The sequence below is a fragment of the Ruminococcus sp. OM04-4AA genome (assembly GCF_003462585.1).
GTDB lineage: Bacteria > Bacillota > Clostridia > Lachnospirales > Lachnospiraceae > Mediterraneibacter > Mediterraneibacter faecis.
Genome location: NZ_QTZH01000053.1, coordinates 1 through 16,081, shown reverse-complemented (window position 1 = coordinate 16,081; position 16,081 = coordinate 1). Strand labels below are relative to the sequence as shown.

The following is a 16,081-nucleotide window of genomic DNA, read 5'->3' as shown; positions in this document are numbered from 1 at the left end:
AAGAAATTTAGAACTTATAGAAGAATGATTTAGTATTATGATGGATACTTAATATGAAAATAATTTATATGAGGGAGAGCAGCTATGGAAATATTGACGAAAGAATATTTTGAAGAATTGGAGAAAAAAATATTAAAGGAAAATTATAGTGATTTTTTTGGTGATATTCTTGAGGATTTTAAAAAAGAAAAAGATAAATTCAAAACGGAAATTATTGATACAGGGCAGATATTTTATAGAGCGAGAGTTGGAAATGGTGTAATAGAAGCGGCAATAGACGATTTAGATATTAAATGTAAGATACCGTATTTCGGGAGTGACATGGAAAAACCACCAGCAAAATTTGTGCAAGGCGGAAGATTTAATAGACAAGGAGTATCTTATCTTTACTTGGCAGATAATATTGAAACATGTATTGCTGAAATTCATTTACAAGTAGGACAAATCTGCTCTATTGTGGAGTTTGAGTGTGTGAAAAAAGGTAACTATGTTTGATTGAAAGTAATTCAGAAGAAATATTATATGATATTTTGACCAGACCGGTACATAGTGATATAAAAGATTATTATTTGGTTACACAGTTTTTTTCCGATATATTTAAAATGTTGGGATATGATGGGATTGTTTTTTTTAGTACACAAGGATCAGGGAAAAATGTTGTGAGCTTTAAAAAGGATTGTTTAAATTAGTGAAATATTCTGAAAGGATGTGTAAAGCAAAAAGAATCTCATATGAATATGAGTTACTGGAGGCAGAATATAAAAAATATAAAGATTGCAAAAAACTTTTGATGCCAGGTAACATTTCAGAGGAACAAAAGAGAGAAAGCATATGTGAATATATACAAGAAAAAATAAATTATGAAGATGAACTACTGCAGAAAGTTGCAGAAAAAGAATTTCAGTCAGATAAGGATGAGAAGAAGTTCCTTGATAGAATATCTGCAATTGATAATAAACAGAATGCATATGAATTTTTGGGAGCTTTTTATTTTAATCAGCAAGATTTAAAAAAAGGAATGGCGTATTTTTTAAAAGCTCCGTTTGAGCATTGTTCTCCTAGATTTGAAGGAATATTAAAAAGAATACAGTCGTGTACTCAAATAGAAAAAAAAGAACTATATCAAGAAGAATCTATGAAAAAGGAATTACGGATAATATTTGATGAATTAAGTCAGGAGCATGAAAAAATTCGAAAAAAAATGGAAGTGGATATATTAAAAAATTTAGAGGAACTTTGCAATTAAATAGAGGCGAGAAAGTAAACCGATGTCCTGTATTTATTCGTAATCCAGTTGAATGAAGAGTTAAAGTCATTTGGATTATATGACTTTTTCATGTTTGCCAGAAAATATTTTAGAAGAATCAATTTCATTTTTGAGATTTAATACACGAGCAGATAATGTGTTAAAGAGAAACGGTGTAGATACGATAGGTGCGTTACTGGAGGTGTTAATATTACCAGAATGGATTCAGCATTTATCCTGCATAGAGAAAAGTCACAGAAAGAAATCGTGCAGAAAATGGAGAAGATAGGTTTAGCAGATGATAGCTATGCGGCAGTAAGAAATATAAAATTAAATTAGAGTTCATCTTTCACTAAAAGGGAGACTATTACAGTCTCCTTTTATCTATGTATTTGTTATTCAGATTCTTCAGAAACAGAGTCCTTCTTCTTTCTGGATTTTCCAGAAATCATTTTATGACCAGAATAGATAGCCATAATCATGCAGATAAGAGAGCTGCAAGCAAAATATTTATGTGCGGATTTCATATCTTTATAACCAGTGTAAAAAGTTCCAATCATGGTTGCCAATGCACCAAGTGACCAATATTTATGTGATTTCATCTTAATACCTCCTATTTTTTTCTATATCATACATCTTTTTGAGAAAGATGAAAACAGGAATTTGTTCATTGGCTTATATTTAAAATGATATTTTTGTGGTTTAGAAAAAACGATAGAGATTATAGGAATTATAAATCCTGATTCTTTTCAAGCTGTTGTTCCTGCTCACGATTTTTCCCAAGAATCATTTCAATATTCGCCGACACAGTGCGAAGTTCCCGTTCATAATCCCGGTGGTTAGAAAAATCTTCACGCTGTCTATCCCTTAATTCAATAAGCTGGTCCTTTTCAGCATAGAGAGCTTTCATGGAAGGCAATTTATTCCCGCCAGATTTTTCTTTGAGTGTTCGGAGAGCTGTGTCATACAGGGAAAGTTCTGCCCGGTGTTCTTCATAAAATTTCTCTTTGTTTCGATTTTTACGATAATCGGCGTACACATTTTTATATGCCAGATATTGTCCGGTAAAATGAATCTGCTCATTCACATCTTTAAGTTGCTGTTCAGTATCTTTTAAAGATTTTCTGGAAGCACTGGTCTGGTCTGATGCCTGATTGAGTGCTGCATGGAAATCCTCAAGAGAATCATAGCCATGTTCCTGTATGTAGGCAACAGTCTGAGCCATCTGCTTCAAATTGGTGAGTTTTACTTTTTGAGCATAGGCTTCGCTCTGCTGTGCTTTAATACAGGTTTGTAGATCTATGACAAGTCGGAGATCTGATTTTATGAAAATGAATGGTGCAGGGATAGCAGAAGTATCGGAAAAAGGAACAGTTGGCAAATCTGTGGAAGTATTTGGAGTCTGCTGTTCCAGAATTTCTTCTTTCTGTTCTCTATGGGATTTCGTGTTTTCCTCAAATGCTTTCAAGAGAAAATCTTCTGTGTATCTGGTTCCGAGATTCCTTCCAGTGATATATTTTTTTCTGCCAGGGTGAAGATAGCTATATCGGTTTCGACTGATCTTGAAGATGATGTGATATTTTTCATCAAGGATTTTTGAAAATTCTTCTGGTGATCGGGCGGTACTTGCAGCATCATCAATAGCGTCACGAAGAAATTGTTTCTCTGTCTGGTAACGTGTTTCCTTTGGCGTGATTCCATCTTCTTTCATTTTCTGATTCAACTTATCGAGTTTTTCCTGTCCCCGGCGTTGTGCCAATATTCTTTTTCTGTGATTTTTCTTTCAGCAGGAGTGAGCAGATCAACCTGATGTAGTCCTTCTTTTTTACACATATTCATGACTTCCTGTTTCAGATGTGCAAGATATGCTGTACTTAGATGGTGCTTGTATCCGGCTTTTGATTCACAGTCAAATTCCATATAGGGTTCTTGCGGTATGTTATATTTACGGAGACTGTTGATTACGATGTGTACATGGATGTTTCCACTTTCGTTATGACCATCGGTATGAGTACAGACTAAAGCCTGATGACCGGGAAAATTTTTCTTTGCAAAAGTCAATCCAAGTTGCTGGGCACGTTCACCGGTCAATCCACATTCCTCCCTGTCTTTCGGGTCGAAGCTGATGATATAGTGATGGGATTTTATCTCATTGAAGTTTTTGTTCTTGTGGTAGTAGATGTTCAATTCCTGACATTCAGATGCAAAAGAGAATGGATCACAGTTCAAACCGTCCAGATAATATTCTTCTCTCAATATCATATGCCCTTCCTCATCAAGAATCGGTTTTTGCGTATATTCATTATGCTGGAAGATAAGATAACGTTCCGATTCTCCATAGTCAGCATTTTTGCTTGCAATATGTTTAATTACTGCCACGGAAATCACCTGCCATTTTCATTACTTTATATTTCATTTCATAAATGTCCCGGAGAGACTTTCGGATTTCATTTCTCATTTCAGAAGAGATAATTCCACCTTGATTAAAATATCGGGCAATCTGATTTAGGTTGCTTCCAATCTTGCCAAATTCACCGATTAGTTTTTTGATTTCATCAACATCAGCAACAATTTCAAATCGTGCAGTTACATTTCCTTCCATAGTTTGAGTCCTCATGTATTCTGAAATGCTCATTTCTGCCTGTTCCGCTGCATTTTCTATGATGGAAAACTCTATATCAGTCAGGCGGATGGTTACCCGGTGTTCTCGTTTCATGTCCATTTCTTTTTGTGGTCGTGTCATTCAATGCTCCTTTCTGGCATAAAGGTTCCGCAGGAAAAATAGAAAATTCACAGTGAGCTGTGAAAGCAAGTGATGAAAAAGCATCACGCTGTGACCATGCAAATGGGAACCAATACACATATCTTTGATTGCGGTCGAGGGTATGGGGAAACGAAATCCCCATCAAGTTGCAAGTCAGAAAAAATCCCGCAGGGGTTTTTGTCCGACATTGCGAAACTTGCTCTAAAAATGACTGCTTCATATATAAGCCGATTTACAGAAAAAATGGAAATAAGAAGTTTATATAAATGAAAAAACAAAAAGCAATAGTTAATTGCGAAAATGTAAAGTTGTATTGCTTGCCCAAATGGTATATCAACTGTATAATACAATCAAACAAAAGGAGGAGGAAAGTAAAAGATAGTAATCAAAACATTGCAAAGGCAGTTCTTAAGATAAGGCAAGATAACAAGCTTTCTCAGGAACAATTTGCTGAAATGGTAGGAGTAACAAGACAGGCGGTGTCTAGATGGGAAATGGGAGTCTCTGTTCCAAATATTAATACACTTATTCTAATAAGTGAGAAATTTGATATTCCAGTTGATGAAATGTTAAAGTCAGGAGACGTTGTTGAAAAAATTGATAACAATAAAACTTCTTTCAAAAAAGATAGAAATTATAGTATTGTATTTTTAACTATTGGTATTTTAGGGCTGATTAGTATACCTTTTGAAATGTCTGCTGATGATCATAACTGCATCAGTCATTTTGGTCATAACTGCACCAGTCATTTTGGTGTTGACGCTTTTCGTTTGGCTCTGCACGGGGCTGATCTACATATCCAGTCTGGTGCTTGGTCTACTAAGCACGGTAATTGCTCTGCTTGGCGCGGCTGTGATTATTACCTATTCCCCGCAGAATGGTGTGATTTTGTTGGTTATAGCTTTTTTGATTAGCCCGATGGGATTGCCGCTTGCGGCGATCTGGCTGTTGGGTAAGGTGCAGGATTTGAAATTTGCGATCTAGGATTGGATGTATGGGTAAATGATGTGAATAAATCTGGAATGAAAAGAAGCAGGACAATGGGAGATGAGACCCAGTGCCCTGCTTCTTGGTTATTTGGAATGAACGGTAGTGTATTTCTGGTTTTTGCTTTTGGGTTTGTCTGGAAACATCATTTCAAGTTTACCAGAAGATAATAAAGGCTTGAGGTAATATTTGCTGAAGTGAGAACGGCTGGAAACATCAATATATGCTTGCATTTCATCTCGACTTTTAGGGTCTGCACAAAATTCCAATAGCAAGTTTTGCTTGCTGATCACAGATGTATCATGTGCGGCATCATGTGCTGTATCATGTGCGGAAGCACCGCACATGATGTAATTCACATTTTTCAAAATAACTCTGAAATCTGTCGCTGTTGAGGAAAATTCGGGCTTATATGCCTCTGTGTATCCAGGCAGCTTTTCAGTTTCACTGACGATTTTGCGCAGACCACTTCCACGGCGTTCCATGTACTTCATGCGGTGGAACAGGTCAGCAATCACAGGGTTTCGTCGCATCGAACGAATACTGTAAATATCGTATTCCTGAATTGAGCCGCCGCCAAACATACCGCCCGGAGATGTGATTTCCACCCGATCATCAAACATATCAATATGGATTTCGCTGCCAAGCACAATATAATCACGATGGATAAGCGCATTAACAAGAGCCTCTGTCACAGCTCGTTCAGCATAATCCGGCTTGTCTACACGATACTGTGCCTTTTTGACAAAACGGACTTTGGAATTATTGCGAATAAATTCACTGCCGCTGTTCAGTAGATAAATCAGATTCCCTTCGTATTCTTTATCGTCCAATGCATCATCAAAGATAGAGCCTTTTTCAAAGCCATTCCACCGGGTACAGAACATACGGGAGTTATAAACCGTGTGCTGATCGGTCATGAGTTTTCCGGCATTGGTCAGGAGTCCATTTTTATCAGTCAAACCAAAGGAAACATAATCGGATGGCTCAAAGCGGAGACCGGTCCGTTCCAGATAGGTTGCTTCCAGAAGTGTAAAGCTGTAATCCTTTTTTACCGCGTCTGTTGTTAGGGTATCAAAGGACTGATTGGTTCCCTTTAAGATCAATTCATTTACAATGTAATCCGGGGCAATTACGCTTTCATTTCCAACACGGATATATGCTTCCATCACTCCGTCTGCCTTGTAATAATATGGGGTGCTGCGGCCGGGAGAAACCTCCAGAGCTAATAGATTTTTACCATCTTCCTGTAATGGTTTTAAGATAAACTGAGGTAATGGTGTGATTCGTTCTTTGATTAAGCGGCTGATTGCCTCAGCATCCTTTTGAACATCGGACAAGCCAATAGGTTTCCGGTCATCAGAGATTCCGAAAAACAGAGTTCCGCCGATTCCATTAGAAAAGGAACTGACACTTTTTAACCAGCTTTTGGGTTTTTTTATTTCAAGTGCAACTTTGAAATCACATTCGGTTGCTTCAGCAATTAGCTGTTCTATCATAAAATCCCTCCTTTGAGGTATTGGTAGTTTCTTTATATTATACCCATAAGGAGAGTTTATTTCAACGATAGGCACAAAGAGTTCAGAGAAAATATTTTGAGAGGAGGGCTTTTTATGGCAACTACAAGAATCATGCCGCTTCATGTCGGCAAAGGCCGCACAGAGAGTCGGGCGATCAGTGACATCATCGACTATGTGGCCAATCCAAAGAAAACAGATAACGGCAGGCTCATTACCGGCTGGGCGTAGAATTTGCAAAGCGTTTTACTAAAGGCAATCATGCCTTTGTAGTCTGCACTCACATAGACAAGTCGCACATTCATAATCACATTATCTGGTCATTGGTCAGCTTAGAATATGACCGGAAGTTCCGAAACTTTTGGGGCAGCACCAAGGCGGTTCGTCGGCTAAGTGACACCATCTGTATTGAGAATGGACTGTCCATTGTAGAGAATCCGAAACCTCACGGAAAGAGCTATAACAAATGGCTGGGCGATCAGGCAAAGCCCTCTCACCGAGAGCTGCTTCGTGTGGCGATTGACAACGCATTATCACAAAGTCCTGCTGACTTTGAAGAACTGCTGAAGCTGTTGCAAGAGTATGGTTGTGAAGTTTCAAAGCGCGGAAAATCGTATCGACTGAAGCTCTCTGGTTGGGAGAAAGCCGCCCGCATGGACAGTCTGGGCGAAGGATATGGATTGGAAGATTTGCGGGCAGTTCTCTCCGGGAAGAAAGCACATACCCCGCGAAAGAAAACAGTCGCACAGGCAGAGCCGCCAAAGATCAATCTGCTGGTGGACATTCAGGCAAAATTGCAGGCTGGAAAAGGTGCTGGCTATACTCGATGGGCTAAAGTTTTCAATCTGAAACAAATGGCGCAGACCATGAATTACCTGTCAGAGAACAATCTGCTGGAGTATGCGCTTTTGGAAGAAAAGGCTGCGGCTGTCACGGCACATCACAATGAGCTTTCGGCGCAGATCAAAGCGGCTGAAAAGCGCATGGCAGAGATCGCTGTTCTGCGTACTCACATCGTAAATTATGCCAAGACCCGTGAGGTCTATGTGGCATACCGCAAGGCGGGTTACTCTAAGAAATTCCGGGAGGAACATGAGGAAGAAATTCTGCTCCACCAGGCTGCTAAGAATGCCTTTGATGAGATGGGGGTCAAGAAGCTTCCCAAGGTCAAAGAGTTGCAGACGGAGTACGTGAAATTGCTGGAAGAGAAGAAAAAGACCTATGCCGAGTACCGGCGTTCCCGTGAGGAAATGCGGGAGCTTTTAACGGCAAAGGTAAATGTAGATCGAGTGCTGAAAATGGAGGTAGAACAGGATGTTGAAAAAGAAAAAGACCACGGCCAGCGGTAAGCTGGTCCTGGTCAAAAGCGTTCGCAGAACGCGCAGCCACAGAATGAAATTCTGTGTTCAAAGGGGCTTGGGGGCGTTGCCCTCAACAAGCAAGCGGAGAGGAAAATCACGGAGGGATTTTCTTCTCTGCGGGCCTGTGTGTATTAACACAGGCATTGCTTGCCTCTTTTCTCCGAAAATGAAAAGAACCAGTGAGAGAATCGTTAAATTTCACTCACTGGCTCAATTCGTTTCAAATTTCTCGGACAACTCTGTCAGTTCCTTCACCGTTTCCTGGGTGTGATGCAGTAGGGTGTCACGCATTTCTGGCGGACAGCTGGAATAAAGCATTTTCATCTGATTGACACCCTCATCTTCCAGGGAAACATCTGGATTTATAAGCGTATCTAAAGAGATGTGCAGGATCTTTGCCAATGCTCTCAAAATCAAATAGGACGGATTTATTTGTCCCTTTTCAATGCTGGCGATCTGCTTGACAGATACATGGCTCAGATCCGCAAGCTCCTGCTGTGTCAGGTCTTTTTTCTTTCGGGCTTCCCGCATTTTTTGCCCCAAAGCAGTCAAATCATCAATCGGCATAATCACTCACCTCAAGTATATTCTATCGTGCCGATTTGCACAAGGGAATAACCTTATTATGCCGGTCAATAGGCTTGATTATGCTGATTTTTTAAGAAGACTTGAATGCCATCCTTGTATCATTAACTGAATCAAATTATAATATAGGTGGATAATTTTTTGAAAAAATCTGTCCGCTGTAACATTTCGCGGACATTTGTATGTTATACTATTTGTCAAAGCAAAGGAAGTGAGGATATATGAAGCAAATTTTAATTGTCGAGGACGACAGTTTTTTGAATAAGATGTTAGCCTATAACCTGACCGCAGACGGTTACGGAGTGACTTCCGCCCTAAATGCCAGAACCGCAGCCGATGTCATCTGTCAGTTGGAATTTGATCTAGTGCTGCTGGACATCAACCTGCCGGACGGAAACGGTTTTGAGTTATGCAAGCTGATAAAGCCCCGATACCCGGACACCATCGTAATTTTCCTGACTGCCAATGATCAGGAGAGCGACCAGATACGAGGCTATGAGGTGGGTGCGGTGGACTACATCACAAAGCCCTTTGTAATCGGAGCTTTGCAGCGAAAAATCAAAGCCATGTTCGCCATGCTGGAACACCACAAACCGGCCAAGGACATTTACGACGACGGGCGGCTGTTTCTGGACTTCTCGGAGCAGACAGCTTCCCTGAATGGTAAACCCCTGAACCTATCCCCGATGGAGTACAAAATGCTGAATCTATTCCGTAAAAATCCTCGGCAAGTACTAACCCGTGGACAGCTTTTGGAAAAGCTATGGGATATAGACGAGAAGTTTGTGGATGAACATACCCTAACAACCTCTATCAGCCGGATTCGCAGCAAAATCGAATCTGACGGCGGTGCGCCCTACATCAAGACTGTTTACGGTATGGGATATCAATGGACGGGAGGCGATGTAAAATGAAGTTTAAGAACCTCTCGGTAAAGCAGCTATTTAGTTGGATTATGGTAGGACAGGCAGTTTCGATAATAGTCATTACTCTGACCATATTCATTTTTACGAAACAAACATCTGTATTGCTGGCTGGAATATTGTTGTTGCTATGTACATTTATATGGTTTGTGGTTTGCGCACAAATACTTGCAAAAAGATTGATATCCTTTACCTCTGATTTGTGCAGAACAATCGACAGCATGATTAGTGGAAATGAAGAACCGATGCTATTAGAAGAACAGGAAACTCAGTTTGCTCGCATTAGCCATCGGTTGTCCCGATTGTATCAAATCATGCAGGAGAACCGTCGTCGGGTGGATGAGGAACGGCGGGAATTACAGACCCTTGTATCGGACATTTCCCATCAGGTAAAAACTCCGGTCAGCAATCTAAAAATGGCGACGGATACCTTGCTGGAAAAGCCTATGGCCGAAGCGGAGCGCACCGACTTTATCCGGGGAATCCGCAGCCAGACGGATAAGCTGGACTTTCTCTTTCAGGCCCTTGTGAAAACTTCCCGTCTGGAAACGGGCGTGATCCAGTTGGATAAGGAAATGGGCCGCCTTTTTGATACTGTGGCACAAGCCATGAGCGGGATCGTGTATGCAGCGGAGAAAAAGGAAATCTCCGTGACCGTGGACTGCCCGGAAGATTTAACCGTCTCCCATGACAGCAAGTGGACATCGGAAGCCCTCTTTAACCTGCTGGACAATGCGGTGAAGTACACCTCGGCAGGCGGGAAAATCGCTGTGTCGGTGGTGCTGTGGGAAATGTATGTGGAGATCAAAGTGACCGACACCGGAAAGGGCATTTCCGAAAGCAATCAGGCTGCCATCTTTCGGCGCTTCTATCGAGAGGAAGAAGTACACGAACAGCAGGGCGTGGGTATTGGCCTGTATCTGGCCCGTGAAATCGTAACACGGCAGGGCGGTTATATCAAAGTGGTTTCGGAGCTGGGCAAGGGTTCGGCATTTTCCATTATGCTGCCTACAAAATAGAACGCGGCGGACGGCCATTTCTGGCTGCCCGCCGTAAATTTTTTGAAATGTCCGAGCGTTGTAACATTTCACCCCGATTTTCAATGAGATTTTTTGGCCGCTGTAACATTTCGCGGACATTTGTGGTTTATAATGACATTATCAATACAAAGGAAGCCTTGAAAGGAGTTTTGAATATGAGCGTTTTACAGACGATTGACCTGAAAAAGTATTACGGTGCAGAGCCGAATATTACTCGTGCCCTTGATGGAGTTAATATTTCTGTGGAGGATGGAGAGTTTGTGGCTATTGTTGGAACTTCCGGCAGTGGCAAGTCCACCCTTCTTCACATGATGGGCGGACTGGATACCCCTACCAGTGGAACTATAATTGTCAGGGGTGAAGAACTGGCAAAGAAGAACGACGAGCAGCTTACCATCTTCCGACGCCGAAATATAGGTTTTATTTTTCAAAATTATAATCTTGTTCCAATGCTGAATGTCTATGAAAATATCGTTTTACCTGTGGAATTGGATGGAGATATTGTAGATCAGAAGTTTATGGATAATGTTGTAATGATGCTGGGGTTGGAAGATAAACTGAATAATATGCCGAACAATCTTTCCGGCGGCCAGCAGCAGCGTGTAGCAATCGCCCGCGCATTGATTACAAAACCAGCTATCGTACTGGCCGACGAGCCTACAGGCAACCTTGACAGTAAAACAAGCAGTGATGTCATTGGCTTACTCAAACGAACCAGTGTGGAATTTCATCAAACGATCGTTATGATTACTCATAATGATGATATTGCCCGTCTTGCAGACCGCATCATACGGATTGAGGACGGAAAAATAACCGGAGGTATGGAACTATGATTTGGCCTTTTGAAAATGATACCGGTGCTATAATCAAAAATATGGCACAAAAAAGTATAGCTTTTGATAAGAAGAAAAATTTGTTCTGTATTTCTGCGATTGTTGTTGCCGTTGCAATGATTATGATGTCTTTGCTGACAGTTCAAAATATTATTCATCAGAACCAAAATGAGGTTTCAGGATTACATCAGGGAATTTTCTTTGATATTACGCAAAAAGACAAAGAAAATTTGTCGTCTGAAGAAGGCGTTCAAAGTATAGGTCTTTCTTGTAACATTAAAACAGTTGAACAAAATTCCAAAGAGTTGTCATTGATTTACTATGATGACACGATGTTCAATTTAATACCAGATTTTGAGGGAAAATATCCAGAACAATCAAACGAAATTGCGGTTACAGATGCCTTTTTTGAAGGTGAAAATGTCCCTGCCAAAATCAATACTACAATCCAGTTAAATTTAGACGGGACCGTAAAAAAATATACGATTGTTGGCATATATCATGACCAAGATGCTTCTGCTTACCCTGTTTTTGTTTCTTTCGCAAAATGCCAGGAGTTAAGGGGAAATGATTTACTGAATGGATATGTGTGGCTTGAGAATGCCGATACCTTTACCAAAGACGAAGCAGAGGAACTATTATCCCAAATTTCGGAAAACACAGGATTAAAAGATTGGACAGTCAGCAGCTATTATGATTATGTCAACGCGGGGCTTTCGGTTAGTAATTATGCGGCATATATTGTGCTTGCAGGAATTCTTTTTTTAGCTGCTGCACTTGTAATTTACAGTATTTTTTACATTTCGGTTGGTCAAAAGGTTGCTGAGTTCGGACAATTACGAACCATAGGAGCAAGTAAAAAGCAGATTTATAAAATAGTGCTTAAACAAGGCTATATTCTTGCTTCTCCGGGCATTTTAATTGGTAGCATAGTGGGAACGATTATCAGCTATTGCTTGCAATCAAAAGGATGGTCTGTATTTGCCTTTGCTGTTTCTTTGTGTGGAGCAAGCCTTTTTGGAATACTTCTTGTATATATCAGTGTTCGTAAGCCAGCAAGAATTGCTGCCAATGTATCTCCGATAGCCGCCTTGAAAAATCAGGTAGAAACGATCAATTATCGTAGTCATAAAAGACATCGTATTACACCTGCATATTTAGCTAAAATCAGCTTTTTTAGGAATCGCAAAAAATCAGTATTGACGATACTTTCAATGGGGCTATGCGGAATTATTTTCTTTTTTGCAGCGAGTTATCAAAGTTCTTTTAATGCAGAAAGTATGGCTCGTTACTGGGATATACGACATGGGGATTTCAAAATCAGTGTAGATTTAGAAAATGATAGTGAGAATTTAGATGCAGTATTACGCAAAGAATATTTTTCTGATCTAAATAGAAACATTGCTACTATGGATGGTGTTCGTAATGTGTTTACCTACGCTACATTACCAGCTGAATTTTCAACAAGCAATGATGTTGCTGATGAAACCTTGTTGATGGGATACAATGAAAAAGATATGGATTCCTTAACCACAGCTATTGTATCGGGGAATATAACAGAAAACACGGAGTTAATTGTAAGTGATCCTGATCGTGTCTATGATGTTTACCATTGGAAACCTCAAATTGGGAATACTGTGACCTTTAATTTCAAAAATAATAGTGGTAAAACAATAACAAAAACATTCAAAATTGGTGCAATCACCTCCAGTAATGATGGAATGGGTGGCTATATTTTTAGGATGCCCGAAAAAATGATGCATGAACTTGTTGGTTACGATTGCACTTATGCGATAGAAGTACAGACTGAGCCTGAAAGCATACAGGAAGCGGAGAATAAAATTCGTTCTTTAATTGCTGGGAACGATGAAGTTAGCTTACAGACCCTTCAAGATTTTACAAAAGAACATCAAGAAGATAACCAAGCTGGTTTTACCTTAGCCTATATCATTTCGGCTATTCTATGGGTGTTTGCAGTAATCAATCAAATTAATCTCACTGTTACAAACCTATTATCGCAGAAACAAGAAATGGGAACCCTAAAATCTATTGGTATGACAAACAAACAGTTAGAACAGTCTTTTATGATAGAAGGGCTTTTCAATACTGGAATTTCACTTTTCATGACTATTATTATTGGAATACCTGGAGGATATATGATCGGTACTTTTCTTGAAAAAGCAGGAATGTCTACAGGATTTGTATTTCCAACCAGAGCCTTTTTACTATTTGTTACTGTAATGTTACTACTCGAAGTTTTGATGACTATATTACTTATTCACTCGTGGAAGAAGCAGTCCGTCATTGAAATAATGAGAAATTGATTATAGTAGTCTGCAATAAAGTGTATCAGAATATTGAATAACATTCTGCCGGGCGACGGCAAAAGAAAAAAAGCCGTCGCACAGCAGACACATTTCCATGCGCCTATGAAGCGGCGGCTTTGAAAAGATCAGAGCCGCCGTTTCTTTTTGATTTTCGGATCGATGCTCATGCAATCAGGAGGGCGGTATTTAGGAGGATACCGCCATGTCAATTTTCGTTATTCATAGTACCCATGAGCTGCACCAATTAAAAAAAGCCTTGCCCCTCCTCCGGGGAGGTATGACTACCTATCGGCATTATCATTCCTACTAAAGCAGAATAATAGGTGTTTTTGTCGCGCCGGTTTCCCATTGCAGGGAGCTGGCGCTTTTTATTGTCGATTTTTCGGGAAGGCTCCCGAAGTATGTCGCTGCCGATCCCCGCCTCCTTTCTATTCACTCGTCAATCGCCCGTGAATTGAAATGGAGGTACATAATGAAGAAAGTCAATCTTAAGGACTTATATCCCGATATTTACAAAAACGATCACTTTGTAGAAGTAACCGAAGATGTGCTGGAGACGATTCGAGCCGCTGAGCGTGTAGAGGCTGCCTATGACCGGAGGATGTATCGCTATAAGGCGCACTACTCCCTGGACTGCGACAACGGCATTGAAAATGCGATCCTGCTGAAGCCCCAGACGCCGGAAATGCTCCTGGAAGAAAAGCAGCTGCGGGAACAGCTCTATGCCGCTGTGATGGCTCTGCCGGAGAAGCAGGCTAAGCGAATCTATGCCCGGTATTACCTGGGTATGCGTGTGAGCGAAATAGCAGTAGCGGAGGGTGTAGACCCAAGCCGTGTCCGTGACAGCATCCGGCGCGGTCTGAAGCAGCTGGCAAAGTATTTTTGAAAAAGTTTCGTTTGGTGCGCTCGTTTTTTGCTCTTTTTGTCAGAGTTAATAGAAGGACAAGTTTTCCCCCTTCAACAGCACTTTGACAATTTCATAGACAGCATAACAGGTACATAACCCGTGTACGAGCGAGTGTGGAACGCCGCGAAGATGGAGCAGCTAGGGAGGTGATGAACAAAGCTGTTTCGGAGCGATCTACGATTTCACAAAGCGGATGGTGGCAGATTCGGCGCGAGGACTGCACGGGGGCTTAAAGATACTTCCTCACGGCCTCCTAAAGACTTGGGGGGAACCCTGCGGCGCACGAGTAAAACGACGCTGCGGAGTTATGACAACCGCGCCAGCGGAGACCTGTTATTATACCGGTCAATAGGCTTGATTATGCCGATTTTTGTAAGGGGTTGAAAGGGATGAAAAGTCAGCAGACTTTAATCAACTAGATTATCACAGGCAGGCTGGGAATCGTGCTGTCTTTTTCGATGTTGGCAAGATACCGCCATTCAATCCCAACCAATTCTGCCAATGTTTTTCGTGTCAGACGATTTGCCTCTCGTGCGGCTTTGACATCTGCACCGAAGGTTTCAAAACCGGGACAATCTTCAACTTTCGCCATATAACATCACCCGGTTACATTGTATAATTCATACTTTGCCCGTGGAATGTTACTATATGCAGGTTAGTTGAAGTTTATAATCCATATATAAAAGACCAGCGCCACTCAAAGTTGCTGGTCTTTCCGAATAATGATTTATTGTTGATTCTTTTTTAATGAAGCAATCCATGCTTGGATTGCTTCCACCAGTACATACTGCTGACGCAAAACAGCCATACCTCTTGAACCTCCGTTTCTCTGGCTTTCTTGAGCCCTTCGGCTGTGGCCTCCATGACAACAAGCTCTTTCTCATTCATCGAGCTTAAAAGCACATCAATGTGCTTTCTGCAACTGTTCTCTCCACGCTGACCTTCTGTATAGAAAAACTGATCTACGGAAATGTCGAACAGGGTGACGAGTTTGAAAAACAGGTTGAAGCTGGGGTGCTGGCCTTTGTTCTCGATGTTCATAATGGTGCGGTCAGTCTTGCCGACCAGCTTCGCCACATAGGCTTGCGTCCAGCCCTTTTCCTCTCTGGCCTGTTTCAAAGCGAGCCCGAGCCCATGAAAGTCAAACCTTCTTTCATCTTGGTTCATTCTCATATCACCCTATATCATTGTACATTTCGGGTTGGATTATGAGAATGTAATATGATTGTTACTGTTCACACACCACTGTCCCGCGAGGTGTTTTGGCATGAATATGCCAAAATCCCGAGACATACAAGCCAAAATTCCATTGCCGCAGGCAATCTGGAATGAATTTTGGCTACGTTACTGTGAACGGAGTGAACAGTGGAGAGTATTAATCGAGAACTTAACAATACTGAAAAAGAACATTGCAAAAAGGTAACTATGAAAATTTTAATCGAAGTTATTGCATTTGCCATCTGTTGTACAGTTGGTTTAATACAGGATATGCTTTCTTTGATTGCATTGACTACCTTTATAATTTTAATTTCTCAGTATGTTGGTATTTTGAAATATAAAATTGAAAATAAGTAAGAATAAGCGGAGATGA

At 40.8% G+C, this 16,081-nt stretch carries 15 protein-coding genes and 4 pseudogenes; 11 read left to right on the top strand and 8 right to left on the bottom strand.

The window, feature by feature from the left end; translation table 11 throughout:
- The first annotated feature begins 84 nt into the window (after positions 1–84).
- Complete coding sequence (locus DXB52_RS12620) at positions 85–495, top strand: RES family NAD+ phosphorylase (protein WP_118107587.1); 411 nt, start codon at positions 85–87, stop codon at positions 493–495.
- A gap of 193 nt (positions 496–688) precedes the next feature.
- Entirely contained in the window at positions 689–1,246 is a 558-nt protein-coding gene (locus DXB52_RS12610) for a hypothetical protein (protein WP_118107583.1), read from the top strand.
- Between the two features lie 395 nt (positions 1,247–1,641).
- On the opposite strand, the gene DXB52_RS12605 is transcribed toward DXB52_RS12610, so the two are convergent.
- From DXB52_RS12605 to DXB52_RS12595, 4 genes are all read right to left on the bottom strand, one after another.
- On the bottom strand, positions 1,642–1,848 hold the full coding sequence (locus DXB52_RS12605; protein ID WP_117640203.1) for a DUF6219 family protein: 207 nt from the start codon (positions 1,846–1,848) through the stop codon (positions 1,642–1,644).
- Between the two features lie 128 nt (positions 1,849–1,976).
- Positions 1,977–3,005: a hypothetical protein gene (locus DXB52_RS17360; protein WP_472520142.1), complete on the bottom strand. Its 1,029-nt coding sequence runs from the start codon at positions 3,003–3,005 to the stop codon at positions 1,977–1,979.
- Entirely contained in the window at positions 2,966–3,625 is a 660-nt protein-coding gene (locus DXB52_RS17355; RefSeq protein WP_330420805.1) for a relaxase/mobilization nuclease domain-containing protein, read from the bottom strand. The genes DXB52_RS17360 and DXB52_RS17355 overlap by 40 nt, the downstream gene beginning before the upstream one ends.
- The gene (locus tag DXB52_RS12595; RefSeq protein ID WP_117640207.1) at positions 3,612–3,989 is read right to left on the bottom strand and encodes a plasmid mobilization protein; all 378 of its coding nucleotides are present in this window, start codon (positions 3,987–3,989) and stop codon (positions 3,612–3,614) included. Before DXB52_RS12595 ends, DXB52_RS17355 begins: the two co-directional genes overlap by 14 nt.
- A gap of 287 nt (positions 3,990–4,276) precedes the next feature.
- Here DXB52_RS12595 and DXB52_RS17350 point away from each other — a divergent pair.
- Together DXB52_RS17350 and DXB52_RS17345 are read left to right on the top strand one after the other, a co-directional pair.
- Positions 4,277–4,570, top strand: a pseudogene (locus tag DXB52_RS17350) (helix-turn-helix domain-containing protein); the annotation flags it as partial.
- 142 nt (positions 4,571–4,712) lie between these two features.
- Positions 4,713–4,994, top strand: coding sequence for a CD1845 family protein (locus DXB52_RS17345; protein WP_173772115.1), 282 nt, complete (start codon positions 4,713–4,715; stop codon positions 4,992–4,994).
- A gap of 89 nt (positions 4,995–5,083) precedes the next feature.
- On the opposite strand, the gene DXB52_RS12580 is transcribed toward DXB52_RS17345, so the two are convergent.
- Positions 5,084–6,496 (bottom strand): ATP-binding protein, encoded by a 1,413-nt coding sequence (locus DXB52_RS12580; protein ID WP_055214156.1) that lies wholly within the window; start codon positions 6,494–6,496, stop codon positions 5,084–5,086.
- A 114-nt stretch (positions 6,497–6,610) separates the two neighbouring features.
- Here DXB52_RS12580 and DXB52_RS12575 point away from each other — a divergent pair.
- Positions 6,611–7,863, top strand: a pseudogene (locus DXB52_RS12575) (relaxase/mobilization nuclease domain-containing protein).
- 222 nt (positions 7,864–8,085) lie between these two features.
- Here DXB52_RS12575 and DXB52_RS12565 read toward each other — a convergent pair.
- Positions 8,086–8,442, bottom strand: coding sequence for a helix-turn-helix domain-containing protein (locus tag DXB52_RS12565; RefSeq protein WP_117944165.1), 357 nt, complete (start codon positions 8,440–8,442; stop codon positions 8,086–8,088).
- Positions 8,443–8,681: 239 nt separating this feature from the next.
- On the opposite strand from DXB52_RS12565, the gene DXB52_RS12560 reads away from it, so the two are divergent.
- The 5 genes from DXB52_RS12560 (at position 8,682) to DXB52_RS12535 (ending at position 14,469) form a co-directional block, all read left to right on the top strand.
- Complete coding sequence (locus tag DXB52_RS12560; protein ID WP_117944164.1) at positions 8,682–9,374, top strand: response regulator transcription factor; 693 nt, start codon at positions 8,682–8,684, stop codon at positions 9,372–9,374.
- Positions 9,371–10,402 (top strand): sensor histidine kinase, encoded by a 1,032-nt coding sequence (locus DXB52_RS12555; protein WP_117944163.1) that lies wholly within the window; start codon positions 9,371–9,373, stop codon positions 10,400–10,402. The genes DXB52_RS12560 and DXB52_RS12555 overlap by 4 nt, the downstream gene beginning before the upstream one ends.
- A 176-nt stretch (positions 10,403–10,578) precedes the next feature.
- The gene (locus DXB52_RS12550) at positions 10,579–11,256 is read left to right on the top strand and encodes an ABC transporter ATP-binding protein (RefSeq protein ID WP_055214148.1); all 678 of its coding nucleotides are present in this window, start codon (positions 10,579–10,581) and stop codon (positions 11,254–11,256) included.
- Positions 11,253–13,580, top strand: a complete 2,328-nt coding sequence (locus DXB52_RS12545) for an ABC transporter permease (RefSeq protein ID WP_117944162.1) — start codon at positions 11,253–11,255, stop codon at positions 13,578–13,580. Before DXB52_RS12550 ends, DXB52_RS12545 begins: the two co-directional genes overlap by 4 nt.
- 475 nt (positions 13,581–14,055) lie before the next feature.
- Positions 14,056–14,469, top strand: coding sequence for a sigma factor-like helix-turn-helix DNA-binding protein (locus tag DXB52_RS12535; protein ID WP_118107579.1), 414 nt, complete (start codon positions 14,056–14,058; stop codon positions 14,467–14,469).
- Between the two features lie 439 nt (positions 14,470–14,908).
- On the opposite strand, the pseudogene DXB52_RS12525 reads toward DXB52_RS12535, so the two are convergent.
- Both DXB52_RS12525 and DXB52_RS12520 read right to left on the bottom strand, forming a co-directional pair.
- Positions 14,909–15,082 (bottom strand): annotated as a pseudogene (locus DXB52_RS12525) (helix-turn-helix domain-containing protein); the annotation flags it as partial.
- Between the two features lie 218 nt (positions 15,083–15,300).
- Positions 15,301–15,663 (bottom strand): annotated as a pseudogene (locus DXB52_RS12520) (helix-turn-helix domain-containing protein); the annotation flags it as partial.
- 192 nt (positions 15,664–15,855) lie between these two features.
- On the opposite strand from DXB52_RS12520, the gene DXB52_RS12515 reads away from it, so the two are divergent.
- Positions 15,856–16,065, top strand: coding sequence for a hypothetical protein (locus DXB52_RS12515; protein ID WP_472520141.1), 210 nt, complete (start codon positions 15,856–15,858; stop codon positions 16,063–16,065).
- Positions 16,066–16,081 lie beyond the last annotated feature (16 nt).

What these genes read in the sequence shown, in the direction of transcription:
- DXB52_RS12620 (WP_118107587.1), top strand. Translation starts at nt 85, where the DNA reads ATGGAAATATTGACGAAAGAATATTTTGAAGAATTGGAGAAAAAAATA.
- DXB52_RS12605 (WP_117640203.1), bottom strand. Translation starts at nt 1,848, where the DNA reads ATGAAATCACATAAATATTGGTCACTTGGTGCATTGGCAACCATGATT.
- DXB52_RS12595 (WP_117640207.1), bottom strand. Translation starts at nt 3,989, where the DNA reads ATGACACGACCACAAAAAGAAATGGACATGAAACGAGAACACCGGGTA.
- DXB52_RS17345 (WP_173772115.1), top strand. Translation starts at nt 4,713, where the DNA reads ATGATCATAACTGCATCAGTCATTTTGGTCATAACTGCACCAGTCATT.
- DXB52_RS12580 (WP_055214156.1), bottom strand. Translation starts at nt 6,496, where the DNA reads ATGATAGAACAGCTAATTGCTGAAGCAACCGAATGTGATTTCAAAGTT.
- DXB52_RS12565 (WP_117944165.1), bottom strand. Translation starts at nt 8,442, where the DNA reads ATGCCGATTGATGATTTGACTGCTTTGGGGCAAAAAATGCGGGAAGCC.
- DXB52_RS12560 (WP_117944164.1), top strand. Translation starts at nt 8,682, where the DNA reads ATGAAGCAAATTTTAATTGTCGAGGACGACAGTTTTTTGAATAAGATG.
- DXB52_RS12555 (WP_117944163.1), top strand. Translation starts at nt 9,371, where the DNA reads ATGAAGTTTAAGAACCTCTCGGTAAAGCAGCTATTTAGTTGGATTATG.
- DXB52_RS12550 (WP_055214148.1), top strand. Translation starts at nt 10,579, where the DNA reads ATGAGCGTTTTACAGACGATTGACCTGAAAAAGTATTACGGTGCAGAG.
- DXB52_RS12545 (WP_117944162.1), top strand. Translation starts at nt 11,253, where the DNA reads ATGATTTGGCCTTTTGAAAATGATACCGGTGCTATAATCAAAAATATG.
- DXB52_RS12535 (WP_118107579.1), top strand. Translation starts at nt 14,056, where the DNA reads ATGAAGAAAGTCAATCTTAAGGACTTATATCCCGATATTTACAAAAAC.